We start from the raw sequence: 19,233 nt of genomic DNA, 5'->3' as shown, positions 1-19,233 counted from the left end.
TTAGATTCTAAATATTAGAAATCGTAACGTAATGTAAAGTTCCATGTTCTTCCAAATCCGAAGAATACAGTGTTTGCGTTAGCAACTCCATTGTAAAGTCTGTTATTAGAAGCATAAGTTCCTAAAGCAGGATTTGTTGAACTTACGTTATCACTAGCGAAAATATTAGTTCTTGCCTCAGCAATGTAGATTTTGTCAAGAACGTTATTTACGTTTAATCTAAAGTTTACAGATTTGTCTTTGTTTTTACCAGTTAACATTTTGTAAGAGAAACCAGCATCCATCAATCCGTAAGAAGGTAATTCTAAGGCTCCTTTGTTTGTTGGAGATGTAAAGTTTACAGGGTTTAATCCAGCGTATAAATTACCATTGTAATTGTAGTTAGCATCAAGCGTTACTCTCGTAACAACTTCGTAAGAAGCTCCTAAAGATGCAGTAAGCTGTGCAGCATCACCTACTTTTACTTTATCCATGTATACAGTTGCAGCAGTGTATCCAACAACTGGTGTGTTGTCTGATTGATTGTAAGCATTTACAGTAGCATTTCCTTTATATTCCCAGATTCCGTAAGAGAACATACCTGTAACTTTGAACCTGTCAGTAATATTTGAGCTACCTTCAAATTCAATTCCAGAGTGAACCTCATTAAGACCTACGAATTCTGTATAAGTTGAGTTTGCAGGAATAGTTGGTGTTGCAGTAAGTGCATTACCTTTTAAGTATCTGTCATTCCAAGTTGTATTGTAAAGGTTTACCGTAGCATTAAAGAATCTAGAACGGAAACCATAACCAGCTTCAAATCCAGTGATTTTCTCATTAGTAAGGTTAGGGTTTACTGTAGATTTGTTGTTTGGATAAACTGAGTTAAAGAACGGTTGTCTTGAGTAGTATCCAGCATTAATATAAACATTGTGTTTCTCGTTGATATTGTAGTTAGCTCCACCTTTTACGTTTCCACCAGTTAGATTTTTGTAAGGAGTAGAAGATAACGGATCAGTCGTTTTGTAAACAAAATCATCTTCTCTTTTGTATCCTTGTTGTGATACAGCTCCTTGAACGAATGCTGTTAAATTATCTTTAGAGTATTCTAATTGAGTAAATAAACCATACCATTTTACGTTACCAGTACTATTAAAAGAGATTTTTTCATAGTCTTTGTTTTGAAAAACATTCCATTGAACATTTGTGTCGTAAGTAGTTGTTAAATGTCTACCAGTTGGTTTTTGGTCAGCAATAAAATTATCATAATACTCATTTCCACCTAATAAGTTATTTAAAACTGTATAGTGATACCCTTTGTAAGTTCTTCCGTCAAAACCAAAATCTAAAGTCAATGTATTAGATAGTTTTTTGTTCAAGTTGATTACTGCACCAAACCAGTCATGAGAGTTGATAGATGAAGTTTGTGAGATACCAGAAGTATTGATATTTGTTTGTGGGTTGTAGTCAACTATAGCTGAATTTGCATTAAAGTAAGAACTGTTTTGGTAAACTCCACCAATTTTTTGTCTTGTTTGTAGTCCATTCAAACCAGCGATAGTAACTGGCTGACCTGAGTTGTAAGCTACGATTTTGTCGTAATCAACTGCACCATCAGCAGTTCTGAAAGCTACAAGATCATTGTATCCTTTTCCTTTAATTCCTCCAGTTCCACTAGTTCCAGCACCACGCCCCATAGAAGCATAAAGAACAGAAGAAAGTTTTGTTGTTTCGTTGATTTTATAATCCCAGTTGAAAGAAGCAACAGGTTTATGGTAATAATTTTTCTTGATGTTATATTCTGCACCATTCAAATAACCATTATCAGCATTGTATTTGATATTTGGATCTCCATTATGTCCATATTGTTGGTAAGTAGCAATTGTAGATATTGTAGATCTTTGGTTGTGCCATTGTGGAGCACCTGTTACAGTAAGTTGAAAGTCATGTTTACCACTTTTGTTAGCGTATCCTAAAGCTACATAATAGTTAGAACCTTCAAATTGAGTTCCGTCAACGTAACCATCTCCCATTGTTTGAGATAATAAAACAGAAGCAGAAAGACCATTAGCTAATTTTCCAGTATTGTATGAACCTTGAATTTTGAAGTTTCTACCGTTTCCAAAACCAGAAGAGAAAGATCCACCTTCTTTTTTGTCAGAAGATTTTGTTACAATGTTAATGGTTCCTCCAACTGATGGAGTTGCAAGTTTAGATGCTCCTAAACCTCTTTGAACCTGCATAGCAGATGTTACATCAGATAAACCTGCCCAGTTACTCCAGTAAACAGAGCCGTTTTCCATGTCGTTTACCGGCATACCGTTGATCATAACTGCGATGTTGTTTTGGTTGAATCCACGAATGTTAATTCTTGAATCTCCAAAACCACCACCTGATTTAGTAACATATACTGAAGGAGTGTTTCTTAAGATCTCCGGAAATTCCTGAGTTCCTAATTTTTCCTGAATTTCAGCAGCTTTAATTGTAGAAACTGCTACAGGAGTTTTTCTGTCCTTTGCAATATCGACAACTGAACTTTTTACAACAATTTCGCTTAATTCGTTTGAATTAGAAGTTAAAACGATTGTTCCTAAGTTGGTAGTTGAACCACCAGAAACTGAAAATTTTACAGTTTTGTTTTCGTAACCTAAAAAAGAAATAACGATTTCTCCTGTACTTGTTGTTGCATTCAGAATGAATTTACCGTCAAAATCTGTAGAAGTAGCAGTTGTAGATCCTTTGATCACTACGTTTGCTCCCGGTAATGAACCACTACCGTCGGTAATTGTACCTGTAATTTTTCCTTGAGAAAATGCGGTTGAAACTATCATGAACAATAGTCCAGTGAGTAACCAATTTTTCATTGTCTTCATTTGTTATTTAGTTTATTGTTTTTGGCAAAATTATAACAATTAAATCAGATAGTGTTATCAAAATGTTAAGAAAAATAAGTTTTATCTAATGTGTTGCGCATTAAAATGATTTTTTCTTATTTCGTTAAATAAAATAACATTTTTTTGAATTTTTGAGCACATATTTTGTTAAAATCGTAATGATTCTCATTGTCTTGTAATGCTAAACTTGCAATAATCAGGCGTTTAGGGTGTTTTTAGGCTATTTTCATACGAAAAAACGCCTTAATTTTTATTAAATTAAGGCGTTTCAGTTAGTTGTGATTTTTAAAATCTATGAATCTATTTGTTCTTCAAAAAGTGATTTAACAAAAATGAGGTTGAACTGTCGTGATTTTTTACAGTTTTGGTGTTAATTTCATCTAAAATAGAATTTGCTAATTGCTTTCCTAATTCTACTCCCCATTGATCAAAACTAAAAATATTCCAGATGACTCCCTGAACAAATATTTTGTGCTCATACAATGCAATTAACGAACCTAAAGACTTTGGAGTTAATTTTTCAATTAAAATTGTATTGGTTGGTTTGTTTCCGGTAAACACTTTGAAAGGCAGTAAGTAAGAAGCTTTTTCTGCAGAAAGTCCTTGTTTGTCAAATTCAGCCTGAACTTGTGCTGCAGTTTTTCCGTTCATCAAAGCTTCGGTTTGTGCAAAAAAGTTAGACATCAATTTATCATGATGATCTTCGTTTCCGTATAATGGTTTAACGAATCCGATAAAATCAGTTGGAATTAATTTTGTTCCCTGATGAATCAATTGAAAAAAGGCATGTTGTGAGTTTGTTCCCGGTTCTCCCCAAATAATAGTTCCGGTTTGATAGTTTACCGGTTTTCCGTCACGGCCAACGCTTTTTCCATTACTTTCCATAGTTGCCTGTTGCAAGTAAGGAGCTAATTTTGATAAATATTGTGTGTACGGAATCAAAGCTTCACTTTCGGCACCAAAGAAATTGTTGTACCAAACACTTAGCAAAGCCAAAATCACCGGAATATTTTCGTCAAATTCTGCCGATTTGAAATGTTCGTCCATTTCATTAGCGCCTTTCAATAAATCATTATAATTATCAAAACCAATTGCCAACGCAATACTCAAACCAACAGCACTCCATAAAGAAAATCTTCCTCCAACCCAATCCCACATCGGGAAAACATTGTCAGGATTAATTCCAAATTCAGTTACTTTTTGAATGTTTGTTGAAACCGCTACAAAGTGTTTTGCAATATCTTCTTGAGAAGCCGATTTCAAAAACCATTCTTTAATAGTTTCAGAGTTCGATAAAGTTTCCTGAGTTGTAAAAGTTTTAGAAACGATTAAAAATAATGTTGTTTCAGGATTTAATTTTTTGATTACCTCGTTTACGTGATCGCCATCAACATTCGAAACGAAATGAGTTTTAAGGTGGTTTTTGTAAAACTGTAAAGCTTCAACTGCCATAACCGGACCAAGATCTGAACCTCCAATTCCGATATTTACAATGTCTGTAAAAGCTTTTCCTGTAAAACCTTTTCGTTCTCCCGAAATTACTTCGCTTGTGAATTTTTTGATTTTATTCTTTACTTCATAAACTTCCGGAATAACATTTTCACCGTCAACTGTAATAATTGCAGATTCTGGTGCGCGTAAAGCAGTATGTAAAACGGCGCGGTTTTCAGTTTGATTGATGATTTCTCCTCCAAAATATTGTGAAATAGCATCTTTTAATCCAATTGTATTTGCTAATTCTAATAAAAGAGAAATAGTTTCCTGACTTATATTGTTTTTAGAATAATCTACTAAAAAGTCATTCCATTGTAAGTTGAATTTTTCAACACGAGTACTATCTTGCTGAAATAATTCTTGTATCGTTGTTTCGTGAATTGCGTTATAGTGGTTTTGCAGATTTTTCCACGCTTCAGTCCCGGTTGGGTTTGTTGTGTTTAAAGCCATTTTTTTTGTTTAATTGAGAATGTGGTTATAAAAAACAAAAATACTGAAATAACTTTTAATACCTTAATGCTTCACAATTATATAACAAATAGTTACGAAAACGATTTATAAGATTATTTGTTTTGAATTCTTGAAGTTATTATAATTGCGCCATCATTTTCTTTCTCATTATAAATGATGCGGCTACTGTTTTTATTTAAAAAGTCTAAACTTATGATGTCAGATTTTTTTAGAGGCAATAAGATTGTGTCTTGTTCTTTGTTGTATTTAAAAGGAATGCCGTTTATTACAATTAAAGGAGATTTGTCAATTTGATCTTCCTCAAAAGCTTTGTTGATGGTTTCTGAGACAAAGTATTTATTTTTCTTGGTGTCATTCAAAACAAAAACATGCGGATTAGTGCATCCAAAAAGTAAGGTTGACGAAAAGATTAATAAAGCTCGTTTCATTAATTGATGTAGATGAATTGAAATGTTGGTTTGAATAAAAGTTTTTACCAAATCTTCCACCACGGTTTTTTATTAATTGCAATGGTTTTCTTTTCGGTGTTAATTTCTATTCTTTTTGGTGATTCAATTTTAATCTTCGAATCATCAAAAAAGAGTTCGCCATTATCATTCATTCCAATTGGAGCTTTAGTTCGTTCTTTCCAGTTTTCAGTCTGTAATTCTGGGACTAATGGCAAATTGATTTTTTTAACGAACTTCTTTCTTGCATTTTCTGTGATTTCTTCTTCTAAGTTTGAAGATGAATTTTTGAAAAGTGTAATCGAGTTGTCCGGAATGTTTAAAAGGAAAACCTGAGTTTTGTTTTCAATTTTCTGAATATCCAATACTTTAAAATAAGTAATAGAATCCAAAAGAAAGTGTCCAATTTTTGCTGAGTCAGGATTAAATTTTGATAAATCTTTTGGGTGAGCACTAGCGATCAAATATCTCACATTACCCGAAAGACCTCCGCCGATAGAAGTCATGTCAGTGAAGCCTTTTTCCTGAATGATTTGTCCAATTTTATAATTTGAAATTAAATCGTCTGATAAATTGGTATCTCTGTAAAATAGTTTTAAATCTGAAAAAGTTTCATTGTAAATCGCTTTAAGACGTGAATTTTTCATTTTGATATTCTATTTCAGATGTTTACAAATTCCCAATACTATCCAATTCTCTTTTCAAAGGTTCAATTTGTTTCATGAAACGTGTTCTGTCACTTCCGGTCAAAGATTCTCCAGTTGGTAAGTTAAGTCTAAGTGCGTCAACCTGAACGCCATTTTTCCAGAAACGGTAACAAACATGAGGGCCTGTTGCAAGTCCTGTACTTCCGACTAATCCAATGGTTTGTCCTTGTGTAACACGTTGCCCGCGGCGAACCAAAATTCTGGACATGTGTAAGTATTGAGTAGAGTAGGTTCCGTTGTGTTTTACCTTTACAAAATTTCCATTTCCTGCAGTATATCCGGTTGCCTCCACAACTCCGGAAGCAGTAGTTGAAATTGGTGTTCCGGTAGGGGCCGCATAATCTGTTCCTTTATGAGCTTTCCAGGTATGTTGTACCGGGTGAAATCTATTTGCAGTAAATCTCGAAGTGATTCGGCTGAATTTAATAGGTGTTTTTAAAAAGAAATTCTTTAACGTTTTTCCTTCATCATCATAATATTCAACTTTTCCTGAAGTAGTATCTCTTTCAAACGGAAAGGCATAAATAATTTTGCCTTTATATTCAAAAAATGCTGCTTCAAGATCTTCAACGCCATCATAAGTTTTTCCGTTAATGAATCGTTCAGTGAAGATTAATCCATAACGATCTCCTTTTTTAAGTTTGAAGAAATCAATTGACCAAGAGAATACTTTGGTGATTCTGCTGGCAAGTGCTGTTTCGACACTTTCATTTCCTAAAGTTTCAGATAATGAGCTTTTTAAAACACCGCCAATAATTTTACGTTTAAGTGTGACCGGTTTTATTTTTTTATAAGCTTTTGCAATGCTGTCTCTCAGATCAATTACATAATAAGAAAGTGCATCCGGCTGATAAATAAAAACTTGTAATTTATTTGTTTTGTTTTTAGAACGAAGAAGTGTATAAGGTTTGTTGTATCTAATTGTTTTTACATTAAATGAATCTTTTACCTGTTCAACAATATCGTAGACCTTTTTGTCTCCAATATTTTGCCTTTGAATGATAGATCCAAAAGAATCTCCTTTTTTTATAGTGTCATTTACAATATTAAAGTCAGCATAATTAAAGCCAAATTCTACTTTTTTGGTTTTTGGTTTGGAGCTAATTTTAGTTTCAATTTTTTCATTGGTTTTATTGCATGAAATTATTGAAAATAATGCTATTATAATTAGGAGTGCTTTTTTCAAACTTTTAAATTTTTAAGGAAATTATGAGATGGTTTCATTTCCCCAATTCGACAATTCATCTTCGGTCCACAATTTAGGAAAAAAGATGCGTCTTTGGTATTTTGGGTGCATATATTTTTGCCAGTCGCTGCCGCCTGTAGCCTCACCATTTCCTTTGCCGCTTTCCAGTATGTATTTTCTTGCAGTATTAAGATGCTGCATTACCCAAGTAATATTTACGGTTTTATCATAATGGCGCATTGCTTCAATTAATTCCTTGTTTTGTTGATCTTCCAGAGGTAATTGGGTGAATTTTTGCCAGATATTCTTTGTCTTAAAAGTAGACATTTGTTTCAAAAACTGATCTTTATATTTGTTTTCGAATTCCTGAAGTAAATATGATTTCTCTCCGGTATGATAATCTTTTCCGGCAGCTTGCCAGTACAAATGTTCGAAACTGGTTTCTAAATCTGTATTTTCATCAAAGTTTGCTTTGTACCTGCGATCTGTTAAATTGATAACATCTGTTGAGGCAAATTCAATTAATCTATATTGTGCACTTTGAAAACCGCTTGCGGGAGTCAAAGTGTTTCTGAATTTCATATATTGATCCACTTCCATTCCGTTCTCCATAATGCTGAATGAATTGGTAAGCATGTCAAAATAACGGGTAATTCTTGATAATCTTTCGCTGAAAAAATCGACTTGAATGTTTTGTGTGTCAGCAATTTGATCAATTTCCCACAAAATCATTTTAAAAATTAATTCGTTTACCTGATGATACATGATAAAAACCATTTCGTCTGGTAATGTAGTACGTTGTATCTGTAAGTTTAAAAGAGCATCTGTTTGAATATAATCCCAATATGTGATTGGTTTTGACCAAAGTAATCCTTCTAACTGAACATCAGTTTTTTGATTTATAGCTTGGTATTTAAGGTCAATTTCTTTTAAAATTGATTCTGAATTATCAGTAAGGTTCATTATTTTTTTACTTTAAATGGATTTTTTAATCCTTTATATTCGTCAAGGTCTGCTTTAAGTGATCCAACGGCAAGTTCTGCTTTAATTCTAACCGGAACTTTGTTGTCGTCGTCTGTTATCCAAAGAGTTACGCTTTCTTTTTCTTTAAAAACCCGCCCTGTTTGTACCAATGGTTTGAACATCATTGTAGAAACGGTTCCAAATTTAGTTGTAATATCTTGACGGCCTACATATTTTAACTTAAATTTTGTGATTTCGTCATCAAAAAACATGTCAATTGTGATCGCTTCACCTGTTTTGAGTTTATCTATATTTGGATGATTTCTTAAATAATAAAAAGAAGATATAATGTCCTGCACTTCATCAGTAATGACAATTGTTTTTTCTGTTTTTCGTTTGTAATCTTTTACTAAAACCCTGTTTTCGTTTTGGTTAAATATGCCTTCCTGATTTTTGGTGTACCCGCCTTCGTCAATTTTTCTGACATAACGATATGGTTTTCCGGTTATTTTGTCAAAATAACTTTCGTATAAATCTTCTACTTTGAAAAAGAATTTTGACATTCCGGTAGTATAACCTTTACCAACAGCATGAAATACTTTTTTGTTATTTATAGTAGCGTCCTTAATTTCAAGAGTTGCGTAACCTGCATTTATAATTCCGTAATGGATTCTGAACTTAAAGTATTCTCCAGTGTCAAATGCATCTTCTCTTTGAGTATCAAAACTTAGTGTAGAGAATATTAATATTATAAAGACTAGTTTTTTCATAGTACAATTTTTACATTTTAGATAAAGATATATAAATGCAAATTCTATTCCAAATGTACCAAAACAAAAAAACTCAGTCAAGGAATGACTGAGTTTTTATGCTATTAACTAACCAAAAAACTATAAATTATGAAATTTATATCAATTCAGAAGGAAACCACCCCTTCTTGATTTGCGAGTGCAAAGATATACAGAAAGTTCAAAAAAGAAATAGCAAAAGGCAAGTTTAACATAACATTTGCATAAAAATCATCGTTTTACAGAGAATTTTTCTGTATAATGTAAAAATAATGCGATTTTACAATGTTCCTCTCAATTCTTGCTCTCTCTCAATTGACTCAAAAAGTGCTTTAAAGTTCCCTGCGCCAAATCCTTTTGCTCCCATTCGTTGAATAATTTCAAAAAACAGTGTCGGTCTGTCTTGAACCGGCTTTGTAAATATCTGTAATAAGTAACCATCTTCATCGGCATCGACCATAATGGCTAATTTTTCAATTTCGTTTAAATCTTCTTTCATCATATCCATATGAACGCCTAATCTTTCAGGAATTGCCTGATAATAGGTGTGCGGTGGTGCCGATAAAAAATCGACGCCTCTCGCTTTTAATTCAGATACAGTTTTGATGATATCATCAGTTGCAATTGCGATGTGCTGAATTCCAGGTCCGCCATAAAAATCTAAATATTCTTCGATTTGTGATTTTTTCTTTCCTTCGGCTGGTTCGTTAATTGGGAATTTAATTCTTCCGTTTCCGTTCGACATTACTTTACTCATCAAAGCCGAATATTCTGTATTGATCTGTTTGTCATCAAATGATAAAAAGTTTACGAATCCCATAACGTCTTCGTAGAATTTTACCCAAGTATTCATTTCATTCCAACCTACATTTCCAACCATGTGGTCGATATATTTTAATCCGGTTGGTGTCGGATTGTAGTCTGATTTCCACTCTTTATAGCCTGGCAAGAAAACACCATTATAGTTTTTTCTCTCTACAAAAATGTGAACAGTTTCTCCGTAAGTGTAAATTCCGGAACGAACAACTTCACCAAACTCATCTTTTTCAACAGTTGGTTCCATGAATGAACGAGCGCCGCGTTTCATCGTTTCTTCATAAGCGCTTCTGGCATCTTCAACCCAAAGTGCTGCAACTTTTACACCGTCTCCATGTTTTTGAAGATGCGCGTGAATTGGAGAATCTTGAGTTAAAGGAGTTGTTAAAACAATTCTGATTTTGTCTTGCTTCAAAACATACGATGCTTTGTCTTTTACTCCGGTTTCTAATCCGGCGTATGCTAATGATTGATATCCGAAAGCCGTCTTATAATAATGTGCAGATTGTTTTGCGTTACCTACGTAGAATTCTACATAGTCAGTTCCTAGTAATGGAAGGAAATCTTGTGCTCCTTCAAAGATTTTTTCTAATCCGTATTCTACTGATTTTACTTCTTTGCTCATGATAATTAGATAATTTGATAATGAGAAAATGAGATAATTTTTGAAATGCTAATAATTAAAAATAATTTTCTAATTGACACATTTTCTAATTTTCTAATTCCTCTTAGATGTTGATATTATTTTGTTTAGAATTTTTAAAATTTCTGAAAGATCGTTTAATAGACCTGTACAATTAGGATATTCTCTATGGGCATCACATAAAAACAACCAATATTCTGTTTCGTCTGCTTCTTTAATTGCAATTTTTAATTTATGAATAAAATCTGCTTTGCTTTCTGCGTTTTGTGATTCTTTTGAGTTTGCTCCAATTGATGTGCCGCTTTTTAATAGCTGATTTGTAATTACGAACTTCTTTTGTTCTTGAAGTTCGCTAGTGAAATTAATTATGTTTAATGCGAAATTGAATGTTTTAATTAAAAGAGCGTTGTCTTTATATTTTTCGTTAAAAGTCATTTTTTGAATTAGTTAATTAGAAAATATGATAATGAGATAATTTATACTGTAAGTTTAAAGTTACAAATTAATAAATGAAGTCTGATTATAAAATACACATTAACTAATTTATGCGGTTTCAAAAACATTTTCTAATTATCTAATTGCCACATTGACTAATTATTCAGTCCAGGATTTATAATACTGCCCATCATCCAGTCCCATTGCTTCTTCCGTAACCATTAATGGTCTGAAAGTATCAACCATAACGGCTAATTCGTGGGTTTCTTTATGACCAATACTGCGTTCCATTGCGCCCGGAGCGGGACCGTGCGGAATTCCTTTTGGGTGTAAAGTGATATGACCTTGCTCGATATTATTACGGCTCATAAAATCGCCATCAACATAATAAAGTACTTCGTCTGAATCTATATTACTGTGATTGTATGGCGCCGGAATTGCTTTTGGATGATAATCGTAAAGTCTCGGGCAGAATGAACAAACGACAAAAGTGGCCGTTTCAAATGTTTGGTGTACCGGTGGCGGTTGGTGAACGCGTCCCGTTATAGGTTCAAAGTTGTGAATTGAAAATCCATATGGGAAATTATATCCGTCCCAACCCACAACGTCAAAAGGATGTGTGGCATAAACGACTTCGTGTATCATGCCTTCTTTTTTGATTTTAATTAAAAAATCACCTTTTTCGTCATGTGTTTCCAGTTCGTTTGGCAAAATGAAATCGCGTTCGCAAAATGGAGAATGTTCTAAATGTTGACCTGATTGGTTTTTGTAACGTTTTGGAGTATAAAAAGGAGAATAAGATTCGACATAAAAAAGTCGGTTTTCTTCAGTCTCAAAATCGATTTGATAAATAATACCTCTCGGAATAATTAAATAATCTCCGTACTCAAACGGAATATTCCCAAGCATGGTTCTTAATTTTCCTTTTCCTCTGTGGATGAAAAGCATTTCATCGGCATCGGCATTTTTGTAGAAATAATTTCGAAGAGATTCTTTAGGAGCTGCCAATCCTATAATGCAGTCTTTATTGACGAGCATTGCTTTTCGGCTGTCTAAAAAGTCGTTTTCAGGTTTTAGTTCGAAACCTTTGAAAAGTAATGATTTTATGTTTTTTCCGATTGCAATTTTTGGCTCAACCGAATAAGATTTTATAATTTCTTTTACCTGAGTTGGTCTGTGAACATGATAAGATAATGACGAATGCCCGTGAAAACCTTCGGTACCAAACAATTGTTCGTAGTAAAAACCTCCGTTTGGCTTTTCGAATTGGGTGTGTCTTTTTTGAGGAAAATCTCCAAGTTTATGATATAATGGCATGGCTTTTCAATTAGATAATTTTAAATTAGATAATTCGAAAAATTTGAATTGTGTGAACAGATAATCAGCTCAATTTATAATTGACCAATCATCTCAATTCGGTAGTTTTATTCAGGATTTCTCTTGATAAGGAATTGAAGATACTCTAATAAACCTGTCCATTTTGTTTTCATTATAACAAATGTCGTAATTTTTATTGAGTAAAATTATAAATTATATTATTTATAAACAGGAAATCTTCCAGTTTTTTTGATATAAATTTTGGAGAGTATAAAAATTGCGTCTTTTTATTGAATTATTGATTGAAACTATATTAAAATGAGAACCCAATACTAAACCATGTAAAGCTTTTTGACATTTCTGGTGACCACGATTGTTTGACTTCAATTGGGCCAATAATAGTTTCTAATCCGTAGCCAACAGCGTATCCGGAATATTTAGGCATCGAAATCCAGTCGACTGTAGTAAATATGTCATCGCCTAAGTTTGCGAAATTTGCAGAAAGATTAACGTGGTTTTTTTTGAAAATTTCATAATCTAAAGTGATTTCTGTTTTTATAAAACTATTTCCGGCAATACTTAAAAAGTCATATCCATAGAAGTAATTGAAATTGTTGATTTTGTTGTAGCCGTAGCCTCCTAAAATAAAATCGAAAAAAGGAACACTGTCGCTGCCAATATTAAAACCGGCATCTGCTCCAATTTTTATTGTAGCTTTTTTGAATAAAGTTTTAGCGAAAGCAACCTCGGCTTTTGCAATTGAAAACGGCTTAAAATTATTGGTGTAATCAGATGAAGCCAGATACGTTTGTAAATCTGATGAAAAATACAATCCTGAATGTGGAAAGTTTTTGTTATCGAAAGAGTCATACTTTAAATAGCCAAAAAGACTGAAATAATTACTTTTTTCGATAATATTCTCTGTGTTAGCAAGTGTTGGCGAATTTATTTTTAAGTATTTGTATTCGAGACCTCCGCCCATTAAAAACTTTTGTACAAAAATAGTTTGAAAATAAGCTTGATTTGTAATGTCTAGAAAATCAACGTTTATCAAATTTACATTTGGATTTTGGGTAGTTAAAGTGCTTATGTTCGTCGTAACATTTCGGTTAAACTGATTTAATCTCGAGCGGAATCCAAAACTAATATTAAAGCCATTTTCAACATAATAGTTAAAGTCGTATCTGAAATTATCACCTAAAATAATATCGATCGAAGTAACATCATTTTTTAGAAAGGTTTTTTTATGAGTAAGATTCAGCAGAACGCCGCTTTTGTAAAGTCCGTCGTAATGTAAACCAAGCTTTAAAAAAGTTTGGGTTGGATTTTCTTGCAATACAAGATCAAGATCATCTCCTTTTTCATCAGGCTCAAGACAGTAAGAAATGGCACTAAAGTTTTGAGTGGCATTTAAATTGTTTATTCCGGCTTTTAGATCGTTGTATGTTATTGTGCTTCCAGGTTTAAAACGAAGTTTTCCTCGAATATATTCTTTGGTGTAATTGTCAAGTTTATCGTTATTAATATTTTGTATTTCAAGAGTATCAGTGCTAATTTTTAATTTTGGTTTTTTATAAAAATTATCTTCATTGCTCAGTGTTTTGATTTTTTCGTAAACAGCAAAAGCAGCTTCTTCCCCTTTTCTGATTATTTCTTCGCCTTTATCAAATGAAATAACGCCATAATCACGAATGTCTGGTTTGATGTAAACATCAGTATCCTTTATTTTGTTTTTCATTTTATCAATCGATTGTAGATTGGTAATTTGAACCAAAATTCTTGTGGCATTCTTTAGACTTTTTCGATTCAGTAAATCATCTTGAACATCGACTCCAATAATAATATCAGCACCAAGATTACGAACTTCTTTTATAGGATAATTATTGACAACTCCGCCATCAACCAAAAGTTTTCCATCAATTTCGACAGGCGTAAATAAGGATGGGAAAGCAGCGCTGGCCATCATTGCCTGAACGAGGTTTCCTTTATTCAAAAGTACTTCTTCGCCAGTTTCAATATTTGTACCGATACATAAAAACGGAGTTGGAAGCTGATTAAAATCACGAACATGACGAACGTTTCTGGTTAAACTGCTCAATAAATTATAATTGTACATTCCTTTTGAAAGTGCTTCAGGAATTCCAACTTTAAAATTACTGAAGGGTAAAACCAAAGCATACAATTCATCATTCTTTTTGCCGTAAAAGTTTTTTGATGAACGCGGAATGTAATCGTTTATTAATTCGTCGAAGTTGGTTCTTTTAAAAATCGAATCAATTTGTGAGGCATTATATCCGGAAGCATAGAGTCCTCCAATAATTGATCCCATACTTGTACCGCCGATATAGTCAATTTTGATTCCGGCTTCTTCCAGAACTTTTAAAACTCCAATATGTGCGAATCCTTTTGCTCCGCCGCCACTTAAAACCAAACCAATTTTTGGGCGCTTCACACTATCTTTTTTTTGTTCCTGAGAAAAAGATTTCTCTGGATTACACAAAAGTAAGATTAGAAGCGTAATTATGCTCCAGCTTGTAATGGTTATCTGGGAGGAGAAAAATCCTTGTAACCGGGTGTTTAAAATAGACAGCTGATTAGGGCGCATAAAAGTAGCTAGTTGGTTTTGTAAAAGTCGACAATTTTTTTGGCTTTTGATACTCCGATAACATCCGAAATTTCTTTTTCAGTGGCCAGTTTCAATCTTTTAACACTTTTGAAATGTTGTATTAACGTTAGCATCGTTTTTTCGCCAATTCCGGGAATGCTTTCTACTGAAGAATTTAATGCCGCTTTACTACGTTTGTCGCGATGAAAGGTGATTCCGAATCTATGCGCTTCGTTTCGTAATTGTTGAATCACTTTTAATGTTTCAGACTTTTTGTCCAAGTATAACGGAATTGAATCTCCGGGATAAAACAATTCTTCAAGACGTTTTGCGATTCCGATAATGGCAATTTTACCTCGTAATTCTAGTGCATCAATGCTTTTTAATGCGGCCGATAATTGTCCTTTTCCTCCATCAATAATAATTAATTGTGGCAAAGGTTCGTTTTCGTCCAATAATCTTTTATAGCGACGGTACACAATTTCAGTCATCGAAGCAAAATCGTCTGGACCTTCAACCGTTTTTACGTTAAAATGGCGATAATCTTTTTTGCTTGGTTTTCCGTCTTTGAAAACGACACAAGCTGCAACCGGATTTGTTCCCTGAATGTTCGAGTTATCAAAACATTCTATATGTCTGGGTTCGACCGGTAATCGCAAATCTTTTTGCATTTGCGCCATAATTCGATTGGTATGTCGATCCGGATCTACAATTTGCAATTGCTTGAGTTGTTCGATTCTATAAAACTTAGCATTTCGAATCGATAACTCTAATATTTGTTTTTTGTCTCCGAGTTGAGGAACTGTTGTTTTAATATTTTCTCCCAAATCCATTTCGAACGGAACTATGATTTCTTTTGATAATAATTGAAAACGTTCACGTAATTCAATAATGGCAAGTTCTAATAATTCTTCGTCAGACTCGTCTAGCTTTTTCTTTATTTCTAAAGTATGCGAACGAATAATTGATCCGTGTGAGATTTGTAAAAAGTTGACATATGCAGCACTTTCGTCAGAAACAATGGAGAAAACATCAATATTGGTAATCTTCGGATTTACGATGGTTGATCTCGATTGATAATTTTCAAGAACTTCTATTTTTTCTTTTATTTTCTGAGCTTCTTCAAAACGTAAATCCTGCGCATATTGCGTCATTAAACGTTTAAAATCTTTCATACTTTCTTTAAAATTCCCTTTAAGGATTTCGCGGATCGCATCAACTTGTTTCTGATAATCTTCTAAAGATTCTAAACCTTCGCAAGGACCTTTACAGTTACCGATGTGATATTCTAAACAAACTTTAAATTTGCCCGAATCGATATTAGATTTACTTAAATCGTAATTACAAGTTCGTAACGGATACAATTCTTTGATTAAATCTAAAATTGTATGCACAGTTTTAAAACTGGTATACGGACCAAAATACTCTGAGCCGTCTTTGACCATTCGTCTAGTCGAAAAAATTCGCGAAAAAGGTTCTTTTTTAATACAAATCCATGGATAACTTTTGTCATCACGAAGTAATACATTATAGCGCGGCTGTAATGTTTTGATTAGATTGTTTTCTAGTAAGAGCGCATCGGTTTCTGTGGGAACGACGATGTGTTTTATAGTTACAATTTTCTTAACCAAAACATTGGTTTTGGCTGTATCGTGAATTTTATTGAAATAAGAAGAAACCCTTTTTTTTAAGTTTTTGGCTTTTCCAACGTATAAAATCTTTCCGTCTTTATCATAATATTGATACACACCAGGATTGTCTGGCAAGGTTTGGATTTGAAGATCTAAGGACGGTTTTTGCATTCTGTTATTTTCTGAAGGTACTTGAAACACTTCAATAAAATCATCTCGATTTTATTGAAAAAGCTTAACATTGATTTAGTTTCAAATTTACGAAATCAAAAGAATAATTTCTATATTTAGATTTTATAATTTCATATGAAAAATAATACACCCTTGGTTATTTTTGGCGAGTCAATTCTGCCAGGAGAAAGTAAAACGATAAACGTCGAAATTGCGAGGTTACACACTACTACAAAGCTTAATATTCCTGTTATTGTGCGACGTTCTAAAATAGAAGGTCCTGTGGTTTTGTTTTCTGCCGGAATTCATGGTGATGAAATTAATGGGGTTGAGATCGTTCGTCAGATTATCAGTAAGAAAATAAATCGTCCTTTGCGCGGAACTATTATTTGTATTCCGATTATCAATATGTACGGTTTTGTAAACAAGTCGCGCGAGTTTCCTGATGGACGAGATTTGAATAGAGTTTTCCCAGGAAGTAAAAAAGGTTCTCTCGCAAGCCGATTCGCCTATCATATCGTTGCAGAAGTTTTGCCAATTATCGATTATGCAGTCGACTTTCATGCCGGAGGTGCAAGTCGATTTAATGCGCCGCAAATTAGAATCACGGAGAATAATCCTGAGTTAAAACTTTTAGCAGATGTTTTTAATGCACCATTTACATTATATTCTAAAAATATTAATGGATCTTTTAGAAATACCTCTGAAAAAGCCAATGTAAAAATGTTGCTTTTTGAAGGTGGAAAGTCATTAGATATCAATAACGAAATTGCAAATGAAGGTGTAATGGGAGTGAAGCGTTTGTTGCATTATTTAAAAATGCTTGACCCAAAACAAGTAGTTGAAGAGGCCGAAGATCCATCTATTTACATTAAACACTCGGTTTGGATGCGTGCCAAATGTTCAGGATTATTACACGATTTCAATATGATTGGAAGGTTCGTAACCAAAGGAACGATTTTAGCCATTATTACAGATCCGTTTGGTAAATTTGAGCAAAAAGTAAAAGCGCCTCACGATGGCTTTGTAATCAATGCCAATCATTCGCCAATTGTTTACGAAGGTGATGCGATTTATCATATGTCCAAAAATAGCCCAGATCATGCCGACGAATAAAAAAGAATTACGCTTGCAATATAAAAATCTTCGAAAACAACTTTCAGAAGATCAAATTGAAGAAAAGAGTTTAGCGATTGCCAATAACTTAATCAAATTGTCTATTTGGGATAAATTGTATTATCATGTTTTTCTTCCTATCGAAGAACAAAAAGAAGTAAACACGGAATATGTTCTGCATTTGCTTTCAGGAAAAGATAAAGAAATTGTGATCTCTAAAAGTGATTTTGAAACTCGCGGAATGACGCATTTTTTGTTAACCGATAATACCAAAATCAAGAAAAATGAATATAATATTCCTGAACCTGTAAACGGTTTGCCTGTTCCATCAGAAACGATAGAAGTTGTTTTTGTGCCGCTTTTAGCTTTTGATACTTTAGGAAATCGAGTTGGATACGGAAAAGGTTTCTACGATAAATTTCTATCAGAATGCAAAACTGAAACGATCAAAATTGGACTTTCTTTTTTTGAAGCCGAAGATCAAATTGAAGATGTTTTTGAATCTGATGTGAAGCTGGATTATTGTATTACACCTGAGAAAGTTTATACTTTTTAGATTTTAAAATAGATAAATGATATAAGTAAATTTAAGTTTTAAACAAATTGAATTGGTGTTTACTTATATCATTTATGATCGTAAAACTTAATTTTGCAAAATTATAAAATTGAAAATCCCAAATTCCCAATTAGTGTGATAATTGGAATTTGGGATTTTTTTATTTTTAAATTATAGAAATTTTATTTCACTTCCTTAATAGTAGAGCCATCAATCCAGCCTTCTGTTCCGTCTGTTAATTCAATTTTCTTCCATTGGCCTATAGTTTCTTTAACGTAAACTTTAGCGCCTTCATGCAGTAATAAAATAGCCGAACCTGCTTTTCTTGGTTCACTGTGTACTTCACTTAATTCGGCAAAAACGATAGCTGGGCGATCATTGTCAAAATGATTTTTCTGAGACATTCCAGCTGAAACACTCAAAAGTAAAGCAACTAAAAGAACAAACATTCCAATGAAGTAGATTCTTTTTGAAAGTGTAAGTTGTGAAAAGTAATATCCGATAAAAGCCAATAAAAAGGCAAATGCGATTCCTACTGAAATCTTTGCCCAAGTGTTATAATTGAAAATACCGGTAAAGTTCTGAATCAGTTTTGCAAAACCTACTTTCGGTACTTCTTTGATTTCGTCAATAGTAAGCTTTTTGGCAAACTTTAAGTTATTTAAAACATCTGGATCGTGAGGTTTTAAAACCAAGGCTTTCTCATAATTATAAATCGAAGGAGCAACTTTATTAAGCTTATAATAACTGTTTCCTAAGTTGAAATACAATTCGGCCGATTGTTGTTTGTCTTCTTTAATAATACTTTCATATGCATCAACAGCCTGCTGATATTGTCCTTTTTGGTACAACGCATTTCCTTTCTCAAAGCTGCTTTGAGCAAAGAAAACCTGAGAGATTAATAAAAAGAGATATACTATATTTTTCATTTTCTAGATGTGTAATAACATTTCCAACTTTGCGAACTTAAATTTAAACGCAATCTAAATCGACTTACTTAGCGAACTTTGCGGTT

At 33.1% G+C, this 19,233-nt stretch carries 15 protein-coding genes; 2 read left to right on the top strand and 13 right to left on the bottom strand.

Going from position 1 to position 19,233, the window contains the following annotated elements; all coding sequences use genetic code 11:
- Nucleotides 1–14: 14 nt before the first annotated feature.
- The 12 genes from ACHRVZ_RS06975 to uvrC form a co-directional block, all read right to left on the bottom strand.
- Entirely contained in the window at nt 15–2,852 is a 2,838-nt protein-coding gene (locus ACHRVZ_RS06975; protein ID WP_395421528.1) for a TonB-dependent receptor, read from the bottom strand.
- A 321-nt stretch (nt 2,853–3,173) separates the two neighbouring features.
- Entirely contained in the window at nt 3,174–4,817 is a 1,644-nt protein-coding gene (gene pgi, locus ACHRVZ_RS06970) for a glucose-6-phosphate isomerase (protein WP_395421527.1), read from the bottom strand.
- 113 nt (nt 4,818–4,930) lie between these two features.
- Nucleotides 4,931–5,266 (bottom strand): hypothetical protein, encoded by a 336-nt coding sequence (locus ACHRVZ_RS06965; protein WP_395421526.1) that lies wholly within the window; start codon nt 5,264–5,266, stop codon nt 4,931–4,933.
- Nucleotides 5,267–5,310: 44 nt separating this feature from the next.
- Nucleotides 5,311–5,931 carry a hypothetical protein gene (locus ACHRVZ_RS06960; RefSeq protein ID WP_395421524.1) on the bottom strand — a complete coding sequence of 207 codons (621 nt, stop codon included), beginning with the start codon at nt 5,929–5,931 and terminating at the stop codon, nt 5,311–5,313.
- A 22-nt stretch (nt 5,932–5,953) separates the two neighbouring features.
- Complete coding sequence (locus tag ACHRVZ_RS06955; RefSeq protein WP_395421523.1) at nt 5,954–7,177, bottom strand: peptidoglycan DD-metalloendopeptidase family protein; 1,224 nt, start codon at nt 7,175–7,177, stop codon at nt 5,954–5,956.
- A 21-nt stretch (nt 7,178–7,198) separates the two neighbouring features.
- Nucleotides 7,199–8,140, bottom strand: coding sequence for a tryptophan 2,3-dioxygenase family protein (locus ACHRVZ_RS06950; RefSeq protein WP_395421521.1), 942 nt, complete (start codon nt 8,138–8,140; stop codon nt 7,199–7,201).
- Nucleotides 8,140–8,910, bottom strand: coding sequence for a DUF3108 domain-containing protein (locus ACHRVZ_RS06945; RefSeq protein WP_395421520.1), 771 nt, complete (start codon nt 8,908–8,910; stop codon nt 8,140–8,142). The genes ACHRVZ_RS06950 and ACHRVZ_RS06945 overlap by 1 nt, the downstream gene beginning before the upstream one ends.
- Nucleotides 8,911–9,208: 298 nt before the next feature.
- The gene (gene hppD / locus ACHRVZ_RS06940) at nt 9,209–10,369 is read right to left on the bottom strand and encodes a 4-hydroxyphenylpyruvate dioxygenase (RefSeq protein ID WP_395421519.1); all 1,161 of its coding nucleotides are present in this window, start codon (nt 10,367–10,369) and stop codon (nt 9,209–9,211) included.
- 93 nt (nt 10,370–10,462) lie between these two features.
- Nucleotides 10,463–10,822, bottom strand: a complete 360-nt coding sequence (locus ACHRVZ_RS06935; protein WP_395421518.1) for a four helix bundle protein — start codon at nt 10,820–10,822, stop codon at nt 10,463–10,465.
- 159 nt (nt 10,823–10,981) lie between these two features.
- On the bottom strand, nt 10,982–12,139 hold the full coding sequence (locus ACHRVZ_RS06930; RefSeq protein WP_395421517.1) for a homogentisate 1,2-dioxygenase: 1,158 nt from the start codon (nt 12,137–12,139) through the stop codon (nt 10,982–10,984).
- A gap of 313 nt (nt 12,140–12,452) precedes the next feature.
- Complete coding sequence (locus tag ACHRVZ_RS06925; RefSeq protein ID WP_395421516.1) at nt 12,453–14,744, bottom strand: patatin-like phospholipase family protein; 2,292 nt, start codon at nt 14,742–14,744, stop codon at nt 12,453–12,455.
- Between the two features lie 8 nt (nt 14,745–14,752).
- The gene (gene uvrC / locus ACHRVZ_RS06920; protein ID WP_395421515.1) at nt 14,753–16,546 is read right to left on the bottom strand and encodes an excinuclease ABC subunit UvrC; all 1,794 of its coding nucleotides are present in this window, start codon (nt 16,544–16,546) and stop codon (nt 14,753–14,755) included.
- Between the two features lie 135 nt (nt 16,547–16,681).
- Here uvrC and ACHRVZ_RS06915 point away from each other — a divergent pair, with 135 nt between their 5' ends.
- Both ACHRVZ_RS06915 and ACHRVZ_RS06910 read left to right on the top strand, forming a co-directional pair.
- Complete coding sequence (locus tag ACHRVZ_RS06915; RefSeq protein ID WP_395421513.1) at nt 16,682–17,662, top strand: succinylglutamate desuccinylase/aspartoacylase family protein; 981 nt, start codon at nt 16,682–16,684, stop codon at nt 17,660–17,662.
- Entirely contained in the window at nt 17,649–18,218 is a 570-nt protein-coding gene (locus ACHRVZ_RS06910) for a 5-formyltetrahydrofolate cyclo-ligase (protein WP_395421512.1), read from the top strand. Before ACHRVZ_RS06915 ends, ACHRVZ_RS06910 begins: the two co-directional genes overlap by 14 nt.
- A 182-nt stretch (nt 18,219–18,400) precedes the next feature.
- Here the strand turns inward: ACHRVZ_RS06910 and ACHRVZ_RS06905 are convergent, their stop codons facing one another.
- Complete coding sequence (locus ACHRVZ_RS06905; protein WP_395421511.1) at nt 18,401–19,147, bottom strand: tetratricopeptide repeat protein; 747 nt, start codon at nt 19,145–19,147, stop codon at nt 18,401–18,403.
- Nucleotides 19,148–19,233 lie beyond the last annotated feature (86 nt).

This window comes from Flavobacterium sp. FlaQc-57, assembly GCF_044007395.1.
Taxonomy (GTDB): Bacteria; Bacteroidota; Bacteroidia; order Flavobacteriales; family Flavobacteriaceae; genus Flavobacterium.
Note: the sequence above shows the minus strand (reverse complement) of the source record. Positions and strands in the feature narration are given on the sequence as shown.